Genomic DNA, 23178 nt, shown 5'->3' with positions numbered 1-23178 from the left:
AGTTTGTCACCTATTGTTCAGCGTGCTGTCATAAAGGTTGAGTAGACTTAAGCGGAATTCGTATTTTTGTGGTTGTAATGATAAAGCCACGATCAACTCTCTGCCAATCTAGCCTAATAGCAAGGTGACTGATAATGACATTATTGAACAATGAGCGAACGCTTGCCCACGAAGTGGTTGAAGACTCAAATCCTACTAATAATACTGACTTTCAGACGATTATCAATCGTCGATTGAACCGCCGTAGTATTTTAAAAGGTGGCACAGGGTTGACGGCTGCCGCCTTTTTTGGCGCATTACCTTTAGCTGGATGTAGTGAAGATGATGATAGAAATATGGTCAGTAATGACAATGATGCAGCCATTCCTGCGCAGGGTGATCTGAAGCGTCCTGATACCTTGAAGTTTGAGGCAGTCGCGCATTCAACTGCAGAGACGATGACCGTAGCAGCAGGCTATAAGGCAGAGATGATATTACCGCTTGGTACACCGCTGAATTCTGGTATCGAGGATTGGAAAGACAATCGCGAGCAATCAGCAGAGTCATTCGAATGGCGTATGGGTGACAACCATGATGGGATGTGGTTCTTTGGCAAAAATGGTAACGCTTACGATGCCAAAGCGTCAGAAAATAGCTTGCTCGTCATGAACCATGAATACGTTAACAGCAGTGAGCTTAGCCCATTTGGCTATTACGTCACGCAAGATAATGATGCTGCGCCTATCTTTCAAAACCGTCGTCTCGCAAGCGACATCCGCCGCGAAGTCAACTGTCATGGTGTGTCGGTGGTTGAGTTAACTCGCCGTGCAGATGGTATGGGTTATGAGATGGTACCTGACTCTAAATACAATCGCCGAATCACCAGTAGTACAACAGCGCAACTGGCTGGCCCTGTGGCAGGTTCTGCTCTAGTTAAAACCAAGTTTGATCCGACAGGCTATCAGACTCGCGGTATCAATAATAACTGCGGCGCAGGTCTGTCACCGTGGGGTACTTATCTGACTACTGAAGAAAACTTCTTGGGTGTGTTTGCCCGTGGACAAGATGCCAATCAATTGAGCGTTAATGACAACTATGCTCGCGAACGCTACGGTGCGGTAGAGGACTTCCCAGGTTGGGAGTATCTATGGCATACCCCAGAAGAAAAGGATGCCAAAATAGCAGACGAGTTCTCGCGCTGGGATATGACCGCAGTCGGTGCCAGTGCAGCTGAAGATTATCGCTATGGCTTCAATACCTTTGGTTATATTACTGAGATTGACCCGTTTGACCAAAACTCTATACCGCAGAAACGCACTGCACTTGGCCGATTCGCCCATGAAAATTGCGCGTATGCGCCTGTCGAGCAAGGCAAGCCAGTAGTATTCTATATGGGTGATGATGCCCGAGGTGAGTACATTTATAAATTTGTCTCCAAAGCGATGTGGTCAAACTCGGATATCGGCGGCGGACTAAAAGCAGGTGATAAATACCTGAATGAAGGCACGCTATACGTGGCGGTATTCAACGAAGATGGTAGCGGTGAGTGGAAAGCGCTCGTTCATGGTCAGAATGGACTGGATGCTTTTAATAGTGCATTACCATTCAATGGTCAAGATGAAGTGTTGGTATTTGCCCGTGCAGCTGCCGATGCTGCTGGCGCTACTAAGATGGATCGTCCTGAATGGGTATCGGTCAGTCCTATGACAGGCGATGTCTATGTGACATTGACCAATAATAAATATCGCGGTGTACGTGATGATCAGCCCATCTCAGCTTCCAATCCACGTAGCTATCAGTCAAGCGAAAAGGCACTTGGTAATGACAATGGCCATATCATTCGCTGGGCAGAATCGGACGGTGACCATGCCGCAACAAGTTTTGAGTGGGATATCTATTTGTTTGGTGCGCCAAGTTATTTATCAGCAGAAAACCTCTCCCAGCTAAATGACAATAACGACTTTTCTTCACCTGACGGCCTATACTTTGACCCACGCGGTGTCTTATGGATTCAGACAGATGACGGTGCTTATACCGATACCAGTAGCTGTATGTTGCTTGCGGCTTTACCAGGCAAGGTCAGTGATGGCTCGATGACGACCACATCAGCAGGACAATCAACCCGAGTCGGTACATCTGCTAGCAATGACAATATAAAACGTTTCTTTGTCGGTCCTGAAGGATGCGAAGTGACAGGTATCACCATGGCGCCAGACTTTAAAACGCTGTTTATCAATATTCAGCATCCAGGTAATACATGGGGTGCTGTAGCTGGTGGTAGTATTCCTCGCTCAGCGACTGTCATGATTACTCGTGAGGATGGTGATGTCATACTGGCAGAATCATTTGATACAGCTGATAGCACGACATAGATAGGCGTAAGTTATAGGTGGTCAACAGCAATAACCAAAATGAGTACAACTATAAAAATCCCAAGTTAAAGCTTGGGATTTTTTATTATTACGTTGATTTGATTGTTAAAGAAACCGTCTATCAGTAATCTGGCTCTGCTGGTCGCCATCCAGTGCTAAAGTCGAACCATTCACTTCTATTCGCTGTAGTTACAGGATAATATAGAAAATAACTTCTCTCGCTGAATGTGTAAATACTATGAGCAGTACAAGTGTGTTTTATAACGACAGTGTTAGTGACAGCGACGCTCAAAATGATAACAGCTATACTCGTATCCACCATGAGCTCGATGCGCATTTCATCCCAGACGCTAGCGTACCGCTACACAGCCACCTATATGAGCAAATCGATCAACTCGAAGCCATCGATATGGATGAATTGGTTAAGCTACTAGCAGATTCGGATGACAGCGATGAAATCAATAAAACACCTGTGTCTTTAACTGACTTTTTTGAAGGATTGGCGCAGCTTGCCACCATGGGTGTGGTTGAGATTACAGAAATTGTAGAGGCTATCCACCGTGAAGTTATCTTGCGTCCGCTAGGCCGCTTCAATGACAAGCATTTAAACAAATGGTCACGCGGATTTACTGGACGTATCTATGGCACGATACGTCATGTCATGCAGATGGTTGGTAACAATCTAGCATCTGTACTACGCATATACAAAAACTTAATTATCCAAAAATCAGAGCAGCCATTACCAGACTCACTAAAAAAGCTAGTCAATGTACTCAATGGTGTCATGGGCGACCATCTTGTCAATAACCAGAATGCGCTCGCCATTCCGATGATGCTCTATACTCAAGACGGCAAACCACAAAGCGAGGCACTATCAGGACGCATCGCTATTTTGTGCCATGGTCTATGTATGAGTCATTTAAGTTGGCAAGCTCAAGTGGATCATGATTTAGGTGAGGCCATTCACATCAGCCAGCCCGATACCACGGTTCTGTATTTGGATTACAACACAGGTCGCCGTATCTCACGTAGCGGCCGTAAGTTCTCTCAATTACTGCAAGCGCTGGTCAATGACAGCCCAAATATCACTCAGATAGACTTGGTCGGTCATAGTATGGGTGGTTTGGTTGCTCGTAGTGCACTGTTTTATGGTGAGCAAGATCGCCTAGACTGGATAAAACGCGTAGGCAATCTCATCACGTTAGGTTCGCCGCATCACGGGGCAGTCCTTGAGCGTATCGGCAACTATGTGCAAGATATCATTGCCAAGCTGCCGTTTGCAGGCTCGCTGGCCAAGCTCGGTGATATGCGAAGTGCCGGTATTATCGATCTACGTCATGGTAGTATTCGTGATGCAGACTGGAAGGCATTGGAGGGTCGTAGCGTGTTGCCACAAGATTTCCGTCATCCTGCACAGCTGCCAAGTGATATTAAAACTTACTTTGTCGCCAGTGCTTTGCTTGAAACGCATTATGACTCTAAGGTGACAGATCTACTAGGAGATAGCTTGGTATCAGTAGCTTCAGCGTTGGGCGAAGATGGCGCTGAGCATGCTTTGTTTGTGCCAGATGGTCATAAAGCAGTGTTTTATGGGGTGAATCATATGAACTTGATTCATAGCAGGCGGGTGCGCGAGCAGGTTGTTGAATGGCTACTTGATAATGGTCGAAGTGACTACGCTGGGCGTCCGCGCATCCATTCTTATCCTAGAAGTTTGGATTTGGTGGTGTAGTAACTTAATCATAAAACAAAAACCCTCAAGCATCACACTTGAGGGTTTTTATAAATAATGGCTTATGATGATAAAAAACTATTGAGCAAATATCGCTGCTATATCATTTTTATTAAAGGTATAGATTTCACCGCAGAATCCGCAATCCATCTCAAACGTCCCGCCTTGCTCTTCGACGACATCTAACGCTTCTGCTTCACCAATTTGCTCAATTGCCATTTCACACTTCTCGCGCGAGCATGTGCAACCAAACGCTAGAGGGGCAGGCTCAGGGGCAACGATGTTTTCTTCATGATACAAGCGATATAGTATTTCGTTAGTATCCAGCGTTGTTAGCTCTTCTGCTTTTACCGTGCGCGTCAATACAGACAAGCGTGTCCATAAATCATCGTCGATACCTGCATCTCGGTTTTGCTCAACTTCAGACGTTTCTTCAGCAGTACGTGGTAGCATTTGTACTAAGATACCACCTGCTTGCAGACCGTCAGATGCTAGGTTGATTAATGTTGGAATCTGTGCCGATTGCTTTTGATAATGCGCCAAGCAGTCCGCTAAATTATCATGGCTACGCTCAACGATACCTTGGTATGGCTCGCCGCCATCAGGCTGGATATTGATAAACAATACGCCTTGACCCATCGCACCAAGCTCAGCAAACGCTTCTTTAGCATGGGTCATATTGTCCCACGCTTGTACTTGCTCATCCGTCTCGCCTTTCCAGCTAGCAAGCGCACGAATGATACCGTCTTGATCGCATTCTGCCATTGCCCAGTTTAGCAAGCTGTCACTGTCCGATGATTGCAGCTGAATAGATAGACGACCATTGATTTTGACCGTACTGATTAGCAAACTCGCTGCGGTCAGCATCTCGCCCAGTAAGCGTTTAATGGCTTCAGGATAGGGCTTTTGTGCAATCGTGCTCGCATAGCTGCGTGATAGGCGCACCACATCGCCACGTACGGGAGAATCTTCAACGAAAAAACGTTGGCGAATGTCGTTGCTGCCATGGTTACCAGTAGTTTGGCTGTCCGTATTTGGGACTTGGATATCTTGAGTCATAGGTCATTTGTACTATAGAGAAGTTGTTTGCTTTATGGGGATTATTACCGATTTATCAATCATACTTAGCAGACTGTTTGAACGATTATGAATAGTAATAGCTGATAATAAGCTCATGTAACAAAGCGGCTATTTGTACAAAGCTCTGAGTAAATATCCATTATGAACCATCATCTGATAGTTAGAAAATGAATATATTCATAAATATGTACTCTCTCGAAAAAAATTTACCCTCTACTGCAAAATTGTTGTACAGTAACATTAAGTTGCATTGTGATAAACAACAGCAACATCCGTACGGATGCGGGGCAGACGGGTCAATTAGACCTATATCGTCCAAGCACTCACTCAATCTTGCGATAAAAGGATGTATTTCATGTCATACTCATTTTCCAAACCGTTGACTTTAGCTGCTGTTATGGCATTAGGTTTAGCGGGATGTAATAACAGTAGTCAAACCAGCACTGATGCGCCAGCAGATGATGCCGCGACGACAGAAACCACCAACGGTACGCTACAAAAAATCAAAGACTCTGGCACTATCGTTGTCGGTCACCGTGATTCCTCTATTCCTTTTTCTTATATCGCTGATGATCCTAATCAGCCGATTGGCTATGCGCACGATTTGGAAATGAAAGTGGTTGAAGCAGTTAAGCAAAAGCTAAATATGCCAGATCTTAACGTTCGTTATAACTTGATTACCTCGCAAACTCGTATCCCGTTGGTACAAAACGGCACAGTAGATTTTGAGTGTGGCTCAACCACCAATAACGAAGAACGTCAAAAGCAAGTCGCGTTCTCTAATGGTTTCTTTGAAATCGGTACGCGTCTGTTGACCAAAAAAGATTCTGGTATTCAAGATTTTGAAGACTTAAAAGGCAAAACCCTTGTAACGACAGCAGGAACGACTTCAGAGCGTTATATCCGTCAATACAATGATGAAAACAGCATGGATACCAATATCATCTCAGCAAAAGATCATGGCGAAGGCTTCCTTATGCTAGAAAATGGTCGTGCTGATGCGTTTATGATGGATGATGTACTACTGGCTGGCGAAAAAGCCAAAGCAAAAAATCCTGATGAGTGGGTTATCGTTGGTGAGCCGCAATCGTTTGAAATCTATGGTTGTATGATGCGTAAAGATGATCCTGAGTTCAAAGCAGTGGTCGATGAAGCACTTGCTAACGTCTTTAGCTCAGGCGAAATCAATAGCATTTATGACAAGTGGTTCTTGAACCCAATCCCACCAAAGAACGTCAACCTAAACTTTGAGATGTCAGATAATCTAAAGGCCTTGATTGCCAACCCGCATGACAGTGCTCAGCCTAAAGAAGCAGCAGCGCAGTAACGCTCATTGTCCCTCAACATAGCTTGCCTATATGTTCAGATAATCAGTAATTTTATTTGACGTATAGGCTTATCAATCGTTGCTCGGAGAGACAACCATGAATTATAGCTGGAACTGGGGTGTGCTCTTTGAGCAGACTGGTATTGGCAGCGAGCTTTATATCCATTGGATGATCACTGGTCTTGGCTGGCTGCTACTGATTGGTAGTATCGCATGGGCCATCGCGATGGTCGTCGGTACTATCTTCGGTATCATGCGCACCTTGCCAAACAAAACTGCTCGTGCAATCGGTACGGCTTATGTGACATTTTTTCGCAATATTCCATTGCTTGTACAATTGTTCTTTTGGTTTTATATCGCGCCTGGTTGGCTCACGCCGACGATACAAGAATGGTGGTATAAGGACTTGTCTCCGAATACCTCAGCCATGCTATCAGCCAGTATCGGTCTTGGTTTATTTACTGCTGCTCGTATCGTTGAGCAGGTACGGACGGGTATTGAGTCATTGCCGGAGGGACAGCTCAATGCTGCCTATGCACTAGGGTTTAGCATCCCACAAGTCTATAAAGAAGTTCTGCTACCGCAGGCATTCCGTATTATCTTACCACCACTCAGCTCTGAGCTGACCAACTGCTTTAAAAACGCTTCTGTGGCCTCACTTGTGGGGGTGATGGAGCTGATTAGTCAAACCAAAACCATCAGTGAATACACTCAAAATAGTATCGAGATATATACTTACGCGACAATTATTTACTTGGTTTTCAATTTGTCCTTAATCGCTATTATGGGTTTGATTGAACGTAAACTGCGTGTGCCTGGGCTTATTGCGGGAGGTCAGAAATGAATATGACCGAATTGGCAACAGCCTATCCTGGTTTAATGGGCGGCATGATTACCACCTTAAAAGTGCTATTTTTAGCTATTTTGGGCGGTATTAGTTTAGGTACTGTACTGGCACTAATGCGCTTATCAGGTATCAAAGCGCTTGAGATTCCCGCCAAGCTATACGTCAATTATTTCCGCTCTGTACCGCTGCTACTGGTACTACTATGGTTTTATTTTGCCGTACCGATGATTTATCTTTGGGTAACGGGAAAATATTTGCAACTCGATGCTGCTTTTGCATCCTGTGTGGTTGCCTTTATGATGTTCGAAGCCGCTTATTTTTCTGAAGTAGTCCGTGCTGGTATTCAGTCTATTGGTAGTGGACAGATCAATGCGGCTAAAGCGCTTGGCATGACTTATGGGCAGACCATGCGTTTGGTCATCTTGCCACAAGCTTTTCGTAAAATGCTGCCGCTCATTTTGCAGCAATGTATTATCTTATTCCAAGATACGACACTGGTATTTGCCATTGGTTTGACCGACTTTTTCCGCGCAGCATACGTTCGCGGCGAGCTAATGGGATTACTCACGCCTTATATCTTAGGCGCTGGTGCTGTCTATTTTGTGATTAGTTTAAGTGCCTCTATTGGCGTACAGCAACTACAAAAGCGTTTGCGATTTTAATCTAGCGACTTGAATAAGACTAACGCTAGCGCTTTTGAATGTAGCGACCTCGAGTTGAGTGTTTGATTTACCTTTTTAAATAATGATTATCGAAAATAATGTGGTTAGGAGCCAGTGATGAGCAATGCTGATACATACTTAAATGCCTTTGGCGGGCTGGTTACCAATAGTGGTCATGCTAGTGATGAGATGGTTGTGGAAATATCTAACGTCAGCAAATGGTATGGAGATTTTCAAGTACTGACTGACTGTACGGCGCATGTACATAAAGGTGATGTCGTCGTCGTTTGTGGACCATCGGGTAGTGGTAAGTCGACCTTGATTAAGACAGTCAATGGGCTTGAGCCTTTTCAAAAAGGTGACATCATGGTCAATGGTATCTCTGTCGGCGATCCAAAGACTAACTTGCCTAAGTTGCGTAGCCGCGTCGGTATGGTGTTCCAGCATTTTGAGCTGTTTCCACATCTAACGATTATTGATAATTTAACGGTCGCGCAAATCAAAGTATTGGGCCGTAAAGAGTCTGAAGCCAAACAAAAGGCAATGGCCTATCTAGACCGTGTGGGTCTAACCGCGCAAGCGGCGAAATACCCAGCAGAACTGTCTGGTGGTCAGCAGCAGCGCGTCGCGATTGCACGAGCATTGGCAATGGATCCAGTAGCAATGCTATTTGATGAACCAACCTCCGCGCTCGATCCTGAGATGATTCAAGAGGTGCTAGATGTGATGGTTGAGCTGACTCGTGACGGTATGACCATGATGTGCGTGACACATGAAATGGGCTTTGCCAGTCAGGTCGCCAATCGTATTATTTTTATGGACGAAGGCCATATCGTTGAAAACTGTAGTAAAGATGAGTTTTTTGAAGGCGCAAAAAGTGATCGTGCTCAGATGTTCTTGTCGAAGATTTTAAATCATTAAAAGTATCGACCTTACTTATATTAAACTTTGCAACCATAATCAATTCTGACAAAAAAGCGTCTCATTAGTAGGCGCTTTTTTGTGCCAATGAAATATAATGAGATTTATCCCTTTAGTTTAAGCGCTTACGTAAGGTTAGATACCTACCTGCATGATTACACTGCTAGATAGGTGAGTGAATGGCTGTTTACTGATACAATAGCGGTCAATATTTTTGATAATTAAAATAATTCATAAACCGCATTGGAGTTCATATGAGCGTAGAAAATCCACCTGTAGCATTGAATACAGAAACAACAAAAGGTATCGTCATCGTTGGTGCAGGACTGGCAGGCTGGCATGTCATCGATGCGATCCGTGCAAAAGATAAAGACATTCCGATTACTTTAGTCACCGCTGATAATGGAGATCGCTATCACAAGCCGATGCTGACCATGGCGATTAGCCAAAAGAAAAGTGCGGCAGACTTGGTTAGAGCAACTGGCGTTGATGCCGCAGAAGCCGCAAATGTTAAGCTACTTGCCAATACACAAGTAACGGATGTTGATGCAACCACTCAACAGTTACAGCTTGTCTCTGCACTGCGCTCAGACCCTGTCTATACCAACTACGCTACTGTTGGCTATGACAAGCTGGTATTCGCCATGGGTGCGCATCCTATTTTTCCAAAAAGCTTGCCAGAAGATTTGGTATGGCATGTCAATCATATTGAGCGCTTTGGACAGCTACAAGAAAAGTTGGCGACTGGTAGTCAGCACGTTGCTATCGTCGGTGCGGGCATGGTTGGGACAGAGATTGCAGAAGATTTACTAAAAGCTGGTCATCAGGTGACGCTCATTGATTTAAACGATGCGCCACTATCACAAATGCTACCACCAAAAGCGACGGCTCGTATCGCTCAAGCGGTGAAGTCACAAGGCATTAACTTTTTAGGCGGCTATCAAGTATCAGCTGTCACTCGTGTCAATGCTAACGACAGTAACAATACAGAGAAGCTAAAAGTAGACTATGATCCGCTACCATCGGATACAGATAATACGGATACTCAACTGACCGAACCATTGATTGTAGATCATGTGATTGCCAGTACAGGTTTGACAGTTAATGAACAATTACCTGCTGCTGCTGGTGTGGAGTTTGATCGTCGCACGGGTATCGTGGTGGATGCGCCAACTTTGCGTACCAGTACACCTAATATTTATGCGATTGGTGATTGTATGTCTATCAATGGTGTACCGTGCCGTTATGTGGCACCGTTACGGGCGCAAGCTGCGACTATTGCTGATGATATATTGGACCTAGACCATGCTGGCTATGCTCATAAGCCACCAATGATCCGACTAAAAAACAAAGCTATCTCTGTGATGGTGACGGGCGTGCCGCAAGCAGCAGGCAATTGGCAGATTAAGACAGAAAGTGATGGAGAGTTGGTGATGGACTTACTAAATGACAGCGATGAGGTGAGTGCAACGGTAACGATTAAAGCGCCTGTAGTCCCTAAAGTATAAAGATTACAGTGAGATATTTTGACAAATTTCTATCGGATTATCATTTATAAATGATATATTTTGTGAGATTCCTTTCCAGAAAATCCTACTGAAAGATAGTATCAATATTTGAGCCAGCCACATTATCTATAATGTGGCTGGCTTTTTCGTGTCAAATATTTGCCATGATTCTATGTTACCTTTTACTAAATAGAAATTCGGTTTACCTAATTAAATGATACATAATGTATTGATATTGTTGACAGGCTTTCGTTTATGGCGTTATAGTAGCTAAATGCTATGTAAGACCTGCTCAAGGAAGAAGGTTTGCACGCAGGCTATTAATAAGTGCTATTTGTAAATAATATAAAAAGTAAAACGAAAGGACTCGTTATGACTCAAAGTTATGATTTCGATGCTATTTTAGAAAATATTCCTAGTATCAATATGGGCGCACGCTCAGCGAATGCACCACTTACCCAAAGCTATGACAAAGGTCCTGATGTACCGCTGATTGAAGCGACAATCGGTGATTTTTTTGATGCTATTGTCTCCAAATATTCTGAGCGCGAAGCATTGGTCGTCCGTCATCAAAACATCCGCTGGACATATCGAGAGCTGCAGCAGCAAGTTAATCAATTAGCCAGTAGCATGATTGAGATGGGGCTTGAGATTGGCGATCGTATCGGTATTTGGTCGCATAACAATGCTGAATGGTTACTCATGCAATTGGCTACGGCAAAAGTCGGCGTTATCCTCGTTAATATCAATCCTGCCTACCGTACCTTTGAGCTGCAATATGCCTTAAATAAACTGGGCTGCTCAGCACTCGTGCTTATGCGTCATTTCAAAACCAGTGACTATGCCAGTTTAATTCGTGAACTGTGCCCTGAGATTTACCATAAAGACTATACTCAGCTTGATTTGGTTGAAATTCCAACGATTGAACGTATTATTTGGATTGATGAGCCAGAGTCGGACGAGACCTTTAGTTTTATGCAGAGATTCTCTGCATGGATGAGCGAAGGCGATGCCAACGATCCCCGTGTAGCCGAGCGTCAAGCGCAGCTTAAAAATACCGATGCTATCAATGTACAGTTCACCAGTGGTACGACGGGTACCCCAAAAGGCGCTACCCTGAGCCATCGCAACATCCTTAACAACGGCTACTTCATCGGTGAGGCCATGAACCTTACGGAAGAAGATAGACTGTGTATTCCAGTACCTTTGTATCATTGTTTTGGTATGGTACTTGGTAATTTGGCGATTCTCACGCATGGCGGTTGTATCGTCTATCCAAACGATGGCTTTGAGCCATTGACCGTATTGCAAGCAGTCGAAGAAGAGAAGTGTACGGGTCTACATGGCGTACCTACGATGTTTATCGCAGAGCTTGACCATCCTGAATTTGAAGACTTTGATCTATCTACTCTGCGCACAGGCATCATGGCGGGGTCTAGCTGTCCGATTGAAGTCATGCGCCGCGTCATCGATAAAATGCACATGAGCGAAGTCACTATTGCTTATGGTATGACAGAGACCAGTCCGGTATCTTGCCAGACCAATGAGCACACGCCACTTGATAAACAGGTCTCGACGGTAGGTCTGGTACAGCCTGCGCTTGAGGTCAAAGTTGTCGATACCGCAACGGGCGAAATTGTACCGCTGGGTGAGACAGGCGAGCTACTCACACGTGGCTACTCGATTATGAAAGGCTATTGGGGCAGTCGTTTTAAAACGCGTGAAGCTATCCAAGACGGTTGGATGCATACGGGTGATTTGGCCACAATGGACGAGGACGGTTATGTCAAAATCGTCGGTCGAAGTAAAGACATGGTGATTCGCGGTGGTGAAAACATCTATCCAGTAGAAATTGAAAATTATCTCTACCGCCATCCGAAAATCCGTGATGTACAAATCGTCGGGATACCAGACGAGCGCTATGGAGAAGTGCTAGCAGCTTGGATTATTCCGAAAGAACCTGGCTGTTTGACTGAAGAAGAAGTCCGCGAGTTCTGTAGTGAGCATATCGCTCATTATAAAGTGCCCGCTTACTATCGCTTTGTGACTGAATATCCAATGACCATCACTGGCAAAATTCAAAAGTATAAAATAATTGAGCAAATGAAAGAAGAATTGGGTTTGTAGTAAATTTACTTATCCATTCTAAAAAATATAAGACTAACCATGTGAGTAATGCTTAACAATAGCAGTTAGTATCATTTATATAAAAAGCCACTCACATCTATGTATCTATCTATGTATAAGAAAAAAAGGGATATCATGAGCGCTATCATAACCAGTAAACTGAGTCCAAACTCAAGCGACTTTCAGCAAAACAGTGCCGCGATGCAAGAGATAGTCGATGACCTGTATGTACACTTGCGTAAGGTTGCTCAAGGCGGCTCAGAGCGCGCACGAGCCAAGCATTTAGCGCGTGGTAAGCTGTTACCCCGTGAGCGCGTCGAGCGTTTATTGGATGTAGGCACCCCGTTCCTAGAAGTGGCACCGATGGCTGCACATGATATGTATGGTGAAGAGATTCCGGCGGCTGGTGTGATTGCAGGTATTGGTCGTATCAATGGCATCGAGTGTATGATTGTCTGTAACGATGCCACGGTAAAAGGCGGCACATACTACCCAATGACGGTCAAAAAGCATCTACGTGCCCAAGAAATCGCGCAAGAAAATAATCTGCCGTGCGTTTATCTAGTTGACTCAGGTGGTGCCAATTTACCGAACCAAGATGATGTGTTCCCTGATAAAGAGCATTTCGGCCGTATTTTTTTTAACCAAGCCAATCTGAGTGCGGCAGGTATTCCGCAGATTGCTGTGGTCATGGGTAGCTGTACTGCTGGCGGTGCTTATGTGCCTGCTATGAGCGATGAATCTATTATCGTTAAAGAGCAAGGCACAATCTTTTTGGGTGGTCCGCCGCTGGTCAAAGCAGCGACGGGCGAAGAGGTCACCGCAGAAGATTTGGGCGGCGGTGATGTACATACGCGGCTGTCAGGTGTGGTTGATCATCTAGCGCAAAATGATACCCACGCGCTATCGATCGCCCGTAATATCGTCAGTCATCTAAATCGTCCTGCAAAAAACATCCTTAATCAAATCACACCACGTCCGCCACGTTATGACGCCAAAGAGCTATATGGTGTTATTCCCACAGATAAGCGCAAGCCATTTGATATCAGAGAAATCATTGCCCGTATCGTTGATGACAGTGCCTTTGATGAGTTCAAAGCGCGCTTTGGCACTACCTTGGTGTGCGGGTTTGCTCATATCGAAGGGATGCCTGTTGGTATTATTGCTAACAACGGCATTCTGTTCAGTGAATCTGCGCAAAAAGGCACGCACTTCATCGAGCTGTGCTGTAAACGCAAAATTCCATTAGTATTCCTGCAAAATATTACAGGCTTTATGGTTGGTCGAAAATATGAAAACGAAGGCATTGCTCGTCATGGTGCCAAAATGGTAATGGCAGTTGCCAATGCCAAAGTGCCAAAATTTACGGTTATCGTCGGTGGCTCGTTCGGCGCGGGTAACTACGGTATGTGCGGTCGTGCCTATAGCCCGCGTTTCTTATGGATGTGGCCAAATGCTCGTATCTCTGTCATGGGTGGTGAGCAAGCTGCCTCGGTATTGGCAACAGTCAAGCGAGATAACTTTGATCGTAAAGGTGAAGCGTGGAGCGACGAAGAGGAAGCGGCATTTAAAGCACCGATTTGTGAAATGTATGAAGAGCAAGGTCACCCGTATTATGCCACCGCGCGCATGTGGGATGACGGCGTGATTGACCCTGCCGATACCCGGAATGTATTAGCATTAGGGTTGAGCGCGGCTTATAACGCACCGATTGAAGAGACAAAATTTGGTGTCTTTAGAATGTAAGCGTTCTAAAGTTTTCCCATAATAAGCGACTACTGCATCAATCTTATTTAAAGTACGATTTGTACATCTACATTCGGTTTCCTTGTATTAACATTATTATGAGTTGACCAAGAGTTTGTTTAAGTATTTACATGGAAATATAGAGAAAGTTATGCAAAAAGACAGCGATAAAAATTATAAAAGCCTATTGGTTAACGTCGAGCAGCACTTGGCGACAGTGACATTGAATCGTCCTGAAATACGTAACGCTTTTAACGATGAGATGATTGCCGAGCTAACAGAGGCTTTCACGAAGTTGGGTGCTGATGATGAGGTACGTGTTATTGTCTTGGCTGCGGCTGGCAAAGCATTCTGTGCAGGCGCTGATCTCAATTGGATGCGTGCCATGGCAGATTATAGCTATGAAGAAAATCTAGCGGATGCTGATAAATTGGCACAAATGCTTAAAACTATTTATGAATGTCCTAAGCCAACCGTTGCGGCCATTCAAGGTGATGTATATGCAGGCGGTATGGGTTTAGTCGCTGTTTGCGACGTAGCCATTGCGGTCAAGATTGCTAATTTCTGCCTCAGCGAAGTCCGTTTAGGGTTGGCACCTGCCACCATTAGCCCTTATGTTATCCGAGCGCTAGGTGCTAGAGCGTCGCAGCGTTATTTCCTAAGTGCTGAGGTGTTTGATGCCAAAAAGGCGCGTCAGCTTGGCTTTATCCATGAGCGTGTTAGCGAAGAGTGGCTAGGCGATGAAGTGGCTGCGTTCTGTAACAAAGTCGTCAAAAATAGCCCTGATGCAGTCAAAACCTGCAAGCAGCTATTACACGATGTCGCTGGTGCACCTATTACCGATGAGCTGATTGCTGACACGGTCAAAGGTATCGCTGATATCCGCTCATCAACACAAGGTAAAGAGGGCGTGCAAGCATTTTTACAAAAGCGCAAGCCTGCTTGGCTGACAGCAGACTAACTAGTAGCAGAACAATGATAGGCAAATGGGCAAATAGACAAGACGTCAAATAACAACGACAAGACACAGGGATAGTTATGTTTTCTAAAATTCTAATCGCCAACCGTGGTGAAATTGCTTGCCGAGTGGCTGCGACTGCTAAGCGTCTTGGCGTCAGTACCGTTGCTGTTTATTCTGATGCGGACCGCAGTGCTAAGCATGTGGCTGTCTGTGATGAAGCTATTTATTTGGGCGGTTCGGCACCGAAAGACAGTTATCTAAAAGGTGATGCTATTATCGCTATTGCTAAGCAGACCGGTGCTCAAGCAATTCATCCAGGGTATGGGTTTTTAAGTGAGAACGCAGATTTTGCACAGGCTTGCCAAGATGCTGGCTTGGTGTTTATTGGTCCATCAGCCGATGCTATTCGCGCCATGGGTGGCAAGTCTGAGTCTAAGCGCTTGATGGAATCGGCTGGCGTGCCGCTGATACCGGGCTATCATGGTGATAACCAAGACGCACAGTTTTTGCAGCAGCAGGCCGATAGTATTGGCTATCCTGTCTTGATTAAAGCCAGTGCAGGTGGCGGCGGTAAAGGCATGCGTATCGTGGAGCAAAGCAGCGATTTTATTGACCTGCTCGACTCGTGTCGCCGTGAAGCGATTACCAGCTTTGGTAATGATCAAGTATTGGTCGAAAAATACGCGCTAAAACCACGACATATCGAAATCCAAGTATTCGGTGATACGCATGGTAATTATGTGCATCTGTTTGAGCGTGATTGCTCAGTACAGCGTCGCCATCAAAAAGTACTAGAAGAAGCGCCAGCGCCGGGTGTTGATACTGCCATGCGTGAAGCAATGGGTACAGCGGCAATTGAAGCAGCACGTGCAGTTGATTACGTTGGTGCAGGTACGGTTGAGTTCATCGTTGAGCAGCGTGAAGACGCTATGAATTTTTATTTCATGGAAATGAATACGCGCTTGCAAGTTGAGCATCCTGTTAGTGAAGCGATTACTGGTGTCGATTTGGTTGAGTGGCAGCTGTCGGTCGCTGCAGGTCAGCCGTTGCCAAAAACGCAAGATGATCTGGCTATTAATGGTCATGCAATTGAGGCACGTATCTGTGCTGAAAACCCTGATAACAATTTCTTGCCAGCGACAGGTACGTTATTCACTTATCAAAAGCCTGAGCATAGTACGTTCATTATTGATAAAAGTGGCACTGATGTGCGTATCGATGATGGCGTACGTGAGGGTAACGTCATCAGTCCATTTTACGACTCTATGATTGCCAAACTTATCGTCCATGCTCCCACACGCGAGCAAGCGTTGGCGAGACTTGATCGGGCATTGGCACAAACGCGTATCGTTGGTCTGCCAAATAACGTAGCATTTTTGCGCTATATTTTAAATACCGATTCATTTAGCAAAGCCAATCTTGATACCGCATTGATTGAGCGTGAGCAGGATAAGCTTTTTGACCAGCATCCTCTTGGGTTATCGACGCTTGTGGTGACAGCTATTGCGCAGCAATTAGCGAGCGAAGCGACCACGCAAGGCTCAGATCCATTTAGCAAGTCAACTGGTTTCCGTGCTTATAGCGATTATACCCGTTCATTTAGCTTGGTTTATGATGAGCAGACCTATAGCGCTCGCATCAGTAATTGGCACAATGCGAATTGTGTTGATAGTAAAAAGGGCAGCGATAATCTCAGTAGTTTTATGCTCGTCATTGGCAAAGAAATCTCGAATACGCAAGATGATCGCAATATCAATGTGGCCTCTCAGACCGAAACGGTTTATGAGGGTCAGGTGAGTTATGATAGTAGTGACGTGCATAATCATACTTTGTGGTTAGAAGGTGCCCGCATCAATGCTCAAAGCTGGGTGAATAATGAGACGGTCTACGTATTCACAGATAGTGGACGTGATGAAATTACGCTTATTGATATCATGGCACATGTGGGCGAAGACACAGCAGCGGCTGGTAGTTTGAAGTCACCGATGCCAGGGCAAGTGGTTGCATTCAAAGTAGGCGTTGGCGATACTGTGAAAAAAGGCGAGCCGTTAGCAGTCATCGAAGCCATGAAAATCGAACATACTATTACGGCACCGACGAATGGTGTGGTAGCAGAGCTGTTGTTTGGAGCAGGTGACTTAGTCGCTGATGGTGATGAGCTATTACGTATCGATAGTGAAAGCGAATAGAAAAGGATAATAAGTATGAGCCACTCGTATCCAGAGCATGTCACCATCGTTGATGTCAGCCCGCGCGATGGACTACAAAACGAATCAATGACGGTACCGACTGAGGTTAAGCAGACGCTTATCAATGATTTGATTGCGGCGGGTGTCAAAAAATTGGAAGCGACCAGTTTTGTTTCGCCAAAATGGGTGCCACAAATGGGCGATAACAGTGAGTTGCTTGATGCACTCGCGCCTACGCGGCAGACGGACGTTTGCTACTCGGTACTAGTACCTAATATGCGCGGCTTTGAAAATGCTATCTTGCATCGTCCTGACGAGATTGTCATTTTTGGTTCAGCCAGCGAAACCTTTAGCCAAAAAAACATCAATTGTAGTATCGATGAGAGTATTGAGCGGTTCGCGCCAGTGGCTGCTGCGGCAAAAGAACAAGGCATCAAGGTACGAGGCGTTATCTCTTGTACGGTCGGTTGTCCTTATGAAGGTGAGATTGATCCTAATCAAGTAGCCTACGTCACCAAACGATTGGTTGAGATCGGTTCAGAGCAGATCGGTATTGCGGATACAATTGGTGTTGGTACACCGCTCAAAGTACAGCGTGCCCTACAAGCGGCGCTTGAGCATGCTGATATCTCTATGCTATCTGGGCACTTCCATGATACTTATGGTCAAGCACTCAGCAATACCTTGGCTGCCTTACAAATAGGTGTTAGCGAGTTTGATACTTCCGTCGCTGGCCTAGGTGGTTGTCCTTATGCTAAAGGCGCAACTGGCAATGTTGCGACCGAAGATGTGGTTTACATGCTACATGGCATGGGTATCAGTACTGGTATTGATTTGAACAAATTGGTTGTAGCAGGCGAACGTATCAGTGAGTTCTTAAAGCGTCCAAATGGCTCAAACGTAGCACGTGCCTTAATCAATAAACGTCAGTCTTAGAAGTTATCGTAAAAATTAAATATTAAAATACAAGGAATGGTTATGAGTTTACCTGGATTAAATTTTCAACTTGGTGAAGATATTGACGCTCTACGTGATGTCGTGCAGCAGTTTGCGGCAAACGAGATCGCCCCACGTGCTGCGGAGATTGACAGTAGCGATGAGTTCCCAATGGATCTCTGGCAGAAGATGGGTGACCTCGGTCTACATGGTATTACCGTTCCTGAAGAGTACGGCGGCTCTAACATGGGCTATGTCGCACATATGGTCGCGATGGAAGAGATTAGCCGCGCTTCGGCATCGGTCGCGCTTAGCTATGGCGCACACTCCAATCTGTGTATTAATCAAATCAAACGTAATGGCTCTGAGGAACAAAAGCAAAAGTATTTACCAAAGCTAATCAGTGGCGAGTTCATCGGTGCCTTAGCAATGAGTGAGACAGGCGCTGGCTCAGATGTCGTTAGTATGAAGCTCAAAGCCGAAGAAAAAGATGGTAGCTATATTTTAAATGGCAGCAAGATGTGGATTACTAATGGTCCTGATGCAGATGTAATGGTTGTCTATGCCAAGACCAATCCTGAAATGGGCGCAAAAGGCATGACGGCTTTTATCGTCGAAAAAGGCATGGATGGTTTTGGTACCGCGCAAAAGCTTGATAAGCTCGGCATGCGCGGTAGCCATACTGGCGAAATGACATTTAATAATGTAAAAGTACCAAGTGCAAATATTTTGGGTGGTCTAAATGAGGGCGTTAAGGTGCTGATGAGCGGCCTAGATTATGAGCGTGCCGTATTGGCCGCAGGTCCTATCGGTATCATGCAAGCAGTGATGGACAATGTCGTGCCTTATATCCATGATCGTAAGCAGTTTGGTCAAGCCATCGGTGAGTTTCAGCTTATCCAAGGTAAAGTTGCCGACATGTATACGATACTACAGGCCGGTCGTAGCTTCTTATACACCGTCGGCAAAAATCTCGATATGTTGGACGCGCGCGGTGCTGGTCATAGTCGAGAAGTACGTAAAGACTGTGCCAGTGTGATTCTATGGTGTGCCGAAAAAGCGACGTGGATGGCAGGCGAAGGTATCCAAATATTTGGCGGTAATGGCTACACCAACGAGTATCCACTTGGCCGCTACTGGCGTGATGCCAAGCTATATGAAATTGGCGCAGGTACCAGTGAAATCCGCCGTATGCTAGTCGGTCGTGAGCTGTTTAACGAGACTAAATAAGAAGCGACTAGAGCATTATCTAAATAAAAAAGGCAGTACGTTTCAAACGTACTGCCTTTTTTGCGCCAATATAACAATGTGACTTAGTGCTATTTAGTCATCGATAATCGACTACGACTTATTACGGTAATCAAAATATCTTGCTAAACCGTTTAATAATAAATCATCACGCAAGCGTACGGGGCGATTGACATGCTGCGAAATAATAGCGGCATCGCCACCTGTCATAATCAATTCAAAATTAGGGTGACGATGACTAATCTCATTGATCGCGCCGACAATAGAGAGCAAGATACCGCGATGTACGGCGTCTTGAGTGGTCAAGCCTTGGCTGACGCTATCAAAAGTACCGTTCGAGATAGTGATTTGCTTAGTACCAGAGAACAGTGATTCACGCTGTAGGTAGATACTGGGGAAGATATATCCACCCAAATGTTCAGCATGATCAATCAAATCAATGGTCACCGCTGTACCACAGCCAATCACGCATTGGCGCTTCTTCTTATCGACTGCACCCAGCATCTGTAACCAACGATCACAGCCGAGCTGCTCATCATTGTAATCACTTTTCATCAACGCATGTGCTGCATCGACATGGACAAACTCAAACGGAATATTCAAACGACTGAGCGTCTCTGATACTTTGGCATTGAGATTGTCGCCCAATACCGATGAGATACCAATAAAATCAGGCGCATAACGCTCAAAGCGATCTGTCAGACCCATGAGTAGTTCAGCAGGCGCTTGCAAATGCTGTTTGGCATCATGCGCGACTATTTGTCCGATATCATCGGTTAGCCAGTATTTTAGGCGGGTATTTCCAAGATCAAGCCAGAGCATAAAAGTCCCTTTATATAGTGCTCGTTGATGATGATACTCATCAGTATAGTTGCCTAAGTATAGGACAGTTCCTAATCAATAACGTCGATGCGTCCAGTAAAAAGCGTAGAAATCTTACCGTTATCTTGACGCAATTGCAAACACCCATGAGTATCGATACCGCAAGCAATTCCTGTTACAACTTTTTGTTGATTATTATAGTCTTGAGTAACGCGTAAACGCAGACCTGCCAATGCATCCATCATCGCAAACTGCTCCAAAAAACCATCCAAATAATAAGTATGACCTGTTGGCTGTTCTATACCTAAATGCTCAAAGCGTGTCATCGCCGCCATCAAAGCTTTGCTCATCTGCTGATAGAGCATTGGTAGTTCTGGTAGGCTCGCAGATTGCGTCTCTAAAGGTCGCATCTCATTAATATCTTGTAGACTAATCGCTTGGTAACTCATGCCTTCAGCAGTTTTTGCTGTGAGCTTTGGTGTCGCTTGTACATTAATTCCCACACCTATCACCACCCCAACCAGCCTGCCAGAGTGAGCCACTGGCTCTATCAAAATTCCAGCCAGCTTATTAAAGGGTAGCGTACGCTGATTTGCTACATCATTATTCAACACTGAATCCAATACCGAGCTGTCCGTTATAGATTGCTCTTTAGATAGCTTTTCAGATTGTCTCTGAGCTTGCTGATAAAATCCCAAGTCGTTTGCCCACTTCACCCCAATTGGCGTCAATCCTTGGGCTTGTAGCTGCTCGTTCAACGTTTGGATCACAGGCATTTTTGCCAGTTCGAGACCAATGATGAGCGATAGCAAGCCACTGATCGGCATATGCACGGGATGATATAGCGACAGATAGACGTTACCGCGCGGTGATTGCCATGAGCGGCCATGCTGACCACGACCTGCGCTTTGGGTTTCCGCTGTCAAAACGTGTACGGTTGCGACATCTAACGAGCCGTTTTGTAAGGCTTCTATTAGCTCGCTATTGGTCGAGGCGCTACTAGCCACATGACGGTGATTGAGCTCGGATAAATAGGTAGAAAAACCAGTGAGTGGCGGCATAAGTTTAGTCGATGTGGTTAAAGGAAACTTTGATATACTGAGCGATTGTTGTGGTCAGACAGTACCGAGTAAACAGCATAAAGGTCACGCTGAAATTTGGCAAATACAATTAAGCACGCCTAAGCGAGTACTATAGCGCCAGTGAGTATTATAAAAGGTTTGTTCTATGATGTTATATGTGTGGTTTGTGATTGCAGGCGCGTTTGCGGGTGTCAGCGCGGGCTTGTTTGGCGTTGGCGGAGGCATGATTATCGTGCCCGCATTGGTTTGGATTTTTACCGCTTATGACTTTTCGCCAGGAGTAATCACTCATTTGGCCATTGGGACGTCACTGGCGACAATCGTTGTGACCTCAATCAGCTCACTGACTGCCCATAACAAGCGTGGCGGCGTGCGCTGGGAAGTATGGCGCAAGATGGCGCTCGGATTGGTTATTGGTAGTTTGGTCGGCGCTGGTATCGCGGATATGATTGATGGACAGGCACTACAGGCGATCATCGGTTTCGGTGCGTTGTTGGTCGCTCTAAAAATGCTGTTCTTTTCTAATAAAGAACAGGTAGGTAAACCGTTACCGTCGGCTGGTGTACAGTTTGGCGCAGGTACTGGCATTGGGATGGCGTCCTCTATCTTCGGTATTGGTGGCGGCAGTTTAACCGTACCGTTTTTGAATTGGGCAGGACTACCAATGAAACAATCGGTCGGCACATCAGCGGCGTGCGGTCTACCGATTGCATTGGCTGGGGCAGCAGGCTTTGCTTGGTTCGGTCAAGACGTGGTCAATCTGCCTGAGGGTACGATAGGGTTTGTCCATGTCACAGGATTCTTGTTTATCTCAGTCGCCAGCTTTGCGATGGCAAAAGTTGGTGCCAAGCTTGCCCATGTGTTGCCCGCACTGATGCTTAAGCGTGCGTTTGGCGTGTTATTGATATTTGCTGGAGGGCAGTTATTATTGAGTGGGTTAGGCGTTTTATAGCAATAATGAGTTTTGATAAAATCAGTAAGCAAACCGTGAGACATTATTAGTATGAAAGCTGCAGAAAAATATCGCCGAGTTTTTGGATCAATGAATCATCTAAAAGACCAGTTATCATGGACGACTGGGCTCTCTAATATGGTGGAGTTTTTGGCATGGGAGCCGCAGCGTATTTTAGGTGTCACTAAAAAGCAATACGTACGCCAAATCATTGAGTGGGCAACCCATCCAGAGGTAAGGGACAAAAATATAGAAGAGATTGAACAATTAGTCATCAAAAAGCTCAATACAAAAATGAATGAGACTGAGCAGCTAGAGACGTATTCAACGCAAACGATAGGTATCTGTAATGCGAGAGAAGCTGTTCGCCGCGTTAAGTTTTTTTCTGAAGACTACCTAAATAAAGAATTCGATATTTTTCTGAGTTTGTGCAGTGATGTTTATCTGAACTTATTTTATCAGCAATTTATCAACTTTGAGCCAAGTGGGTCATGGTCGACACATGGTAATAGCGGTATGTTTGAAAACAGTACAGAACTAAAAGCAATGTATATGGACAACCTAGCCTATAACCATCAGGCGAATGTATTGATAGCCAATGAGTTAAAACTCGCTGGACGAAAAAACCCAGACCCAATCCTAAAATACTGTTTGATGTATGAGCATTTATTAGAGAAAGGTTTTATC

At 45.2% G+C, this 23178-nt stretch carries 18 protein-coding genes; 15 read left to right on the top strand and 3 right to left on the bottom strand.

Translation table 11 applies throughout. The features are described from left to right. Positions 1-134: 134 nt before the first annotated feature. A complete protein-coding gene (locus ACT3QQ_RS01155) occupies positions 135-2351 on the top strand; it encodes a PhoX family protein (protein ID WP_444526578.1) in 2217 nt (738 codons plus the stop codon). Positions 2352-2589: 238 nt separating this feature from the next. Next, the gene (locus ACT3QQ_RS01150) at positions 2590-4083 is read left to right on the top strand and encodes an alpha/beta fold hydrolase (protein WP_444526577.1); all 1494 of its coding nucleotides are present in this window, start codon (positions 2590-2592) and stop codon (positions 4081-4083) included. A 78-nt stretch (positions 4084-4161) separates the two neighbouring features. Here the strand turns inward: ACT3QQ_RS01150 and hslO are convergent, their stop codons facing one another. Further along, complete coding sequence (hslO, locus tag ACT3QQ_RS01145) at positions 4162-5142, bottom strand: Hsp33 family molecular chaperone HslO (RefSeq protein WP_444526576.1); 981 nt, start codon at positions 5140-5142, stop codon at positions 4162-4164. A gap of 376 nt (positions 5143-5518) precedes the next feature. On the opposite strand from hslO, the gene ACT3QQ_RS01140 reads away from it, so the two are divergent. From ACT3QQ_RS01140 to ACT3QQ_RS01090, 11 genes are all read left to right on the top strand, one after another. After that, positions 5519-6490, top strand: a complete 972-nt coding sequence (locus ACT3QQ_RS01140; protein ID WP_444520976.1) for a glutamate/aspartate ABC transporter substrate-binding protein — start codon at positions 5519-5521, stop codon at positions 6488-6490. Positions 6491-6587: 97 nt separating this feature from the next. Then, entirely contained in the window at positions 6588-7334 is a 747-nt protein-coding gene (locus ACT3QQ_RS01135; protein ID WP_444520975.1) for an amino acid ABC transporter permease, read from the top strand. Then, entirely contained in the window at positions 7331-7999 is a 669-nt protein-coding gene (locus ACT3QQ_RS01130) for an ABC transporter permease subunit (RefSeq protein ID WP_444520974.1), read from the top strand. The genes ACT3QQ_RS01135 and ACT3QQ_RS01130 overlap by 4 nt, the downstream gene beginning before the upstream one ends. A gap of 189 nt (positions 8000-8188) precedes the next feature. Next, positions 8189-8920 (top strand): amino acid ABC transporter ATP-binding protein, encoded by a 732-nt coding sequence (locus tag ACT3QQ_RS01125; RefSeq protein ID WP_444521041.1) that lies wholly within the window; start codon positions 8189-8191, stop codon positions 8918-8920. Between the two features lie 254 nt (positions 8921-9174). Then, complete coding sequence (locus ACT3QQ_RS01120; RefSeq protein WP_444526575.1) at positions 9175-10428, top strand: FAD-dependent oxidoreductase; 1254 nt, start codon at positions 9175-9177, stop codon at positions 10426-10428. 372 nt (positions 10429-10800) lie between these two features. After that, entirely contained in the window at positions 10801-12555 is a 1755-nt protein-coding gene (locus tag ACT3QQ_RS01115) for an AMP-binding protein (RefSeq protein ID WP_444526574.1), read from the top strand. 135 nt (positions 12556-12690) lie between these two features. Then, positions 12691-14301: a carboxyl transferase domain-containing protein gene (locus tag ACT3QQ_RS01110; RefSeq protein ID WP_444526573.1), complete on the top strand. Its 1611-nt coding sequence runs from the start codon at positions 12691-12693 to the stop codon at positions 14299-14301. Positions 14302-14452: 151 nt separating this feature from the next. Further along, positions 14453-15262, top strand: a complete 810-nt coding sequence (locus ACT3QQ_RS01105) for an enoyl-CoA hydratase/isomerase family protein (RefSeq protein WP_444526572.1) — start codon at positions 14453-14455, stop codon at positions 15260-15262. Between the two features lie 77 nt (positions 15263-15339). Next, positions 15340-17451, top strand: a complete 2112-nt coding sequence (locus ACT3QQ_RS01100; protein WP_444526571.1) for an acetyl/propionyl/methylcrotonyl-CoA carboxylase subunit alpha — start codon at positions 15340-15342, stop codon at positions 17449-17451. A gap of 15 nt (positions 17452-17466) precedes the next feature. Next, entirely contained in the window at positions 17467-18387 is a 921-nt protein-coding gene (locus ACT3QQ_RS01095) for a hydroxymethylglutaryl-CoA lyase (protein ID WP_444526570.1), read from the top strand. 42 nt (positions 18388-18429) lie between these two features. Further along, complete coding sequence (locus ACT3QQ_RS01090; RefSeq protein ID WP_444526569.1) at positions 18430-19617, top strand: isovaleryl-CoA dehydrogenase; 1188 nt, start codon at positions 18430-18432, stop codon at positions 19615-19617. Positions 19618-19728: 111 nt separating this feature from the next. Here the strand turns inward: ACT3QQ_RS01090 and ACT3QQ_RS01085 are convergent, their stop codons facing one another. Together ACT3QQ_RS01085 and ACT3QQ_RS01080 are read right to left on the bottom strand one after the other, a co-directional pair. Further along, the gene (locus ACT3QQ_RS01085; protein WP_444522150.1) at positions 19729-20457 is read right to left on the bottom strand and encodes a pantothenate kinase; all 729 of its coding nucleotides are present in this window, start codon (positions 20455-20457) and stop codon (positions 19729-19731) included. A gap of 71 nt (positions 20458-20528) precedes the next feature. Further along, a complete protein-coding gene (locus ACT3QQ_RS01080; RefSeq protein WP_444526568.1) occupies positions 20529-21518 on the bottom strand; it encodes a biotin--[acetyl-CoA-carboxylase] ligase in 990 nt (329 codons plus the stop codon). A gap of 169 nt (positions 21519-21687) precedes the next feature. Between ACT3QQ_RS01080 and ACT3QQ_RS01075 the strand changes: the two genes are divergently transcribed. Together ACT3QQ_RS01075 and ACT3QQ_RS01070 are read left to right on the top strand one after the other, a co-directional pair. Beyond that, a complete protein-coding gene (locus tag ACT3QQ_RS01075) occupies positions 21688-22491 on the top strand; it encodes a sulfite exporter TauE/SafE family protein (protein WP_444526674.1) in 804 nt (267 codons plus the stop codon). Positions 22492-22542: 51 nt separating this feature from the next. Beyond that, positions 22543-23178 (top strand): hypothetical protein (locus ACT3QQ_RS01070; protein ID WP_444526567.1); only part of this gene is annotated, 636 nt, incomplete at its 3' end.

It is taken from the genome of Psychrobacter sp. AOP7-A1-24, from assembly GCF_052376235.1.
In the GTDB taxonomy this organism is placed as follows: domain Bacteria; phylum Pseudomonadota; class Gammaproteobacteria; order Pseudomonadales; family Moraxellaceae; genus Psychrobacter.
The sequence above is the reverse complement of the archived record's forward strand: the minus strand, read 5'-3'. Positions and strand labels throughout refer to the sequence as shown.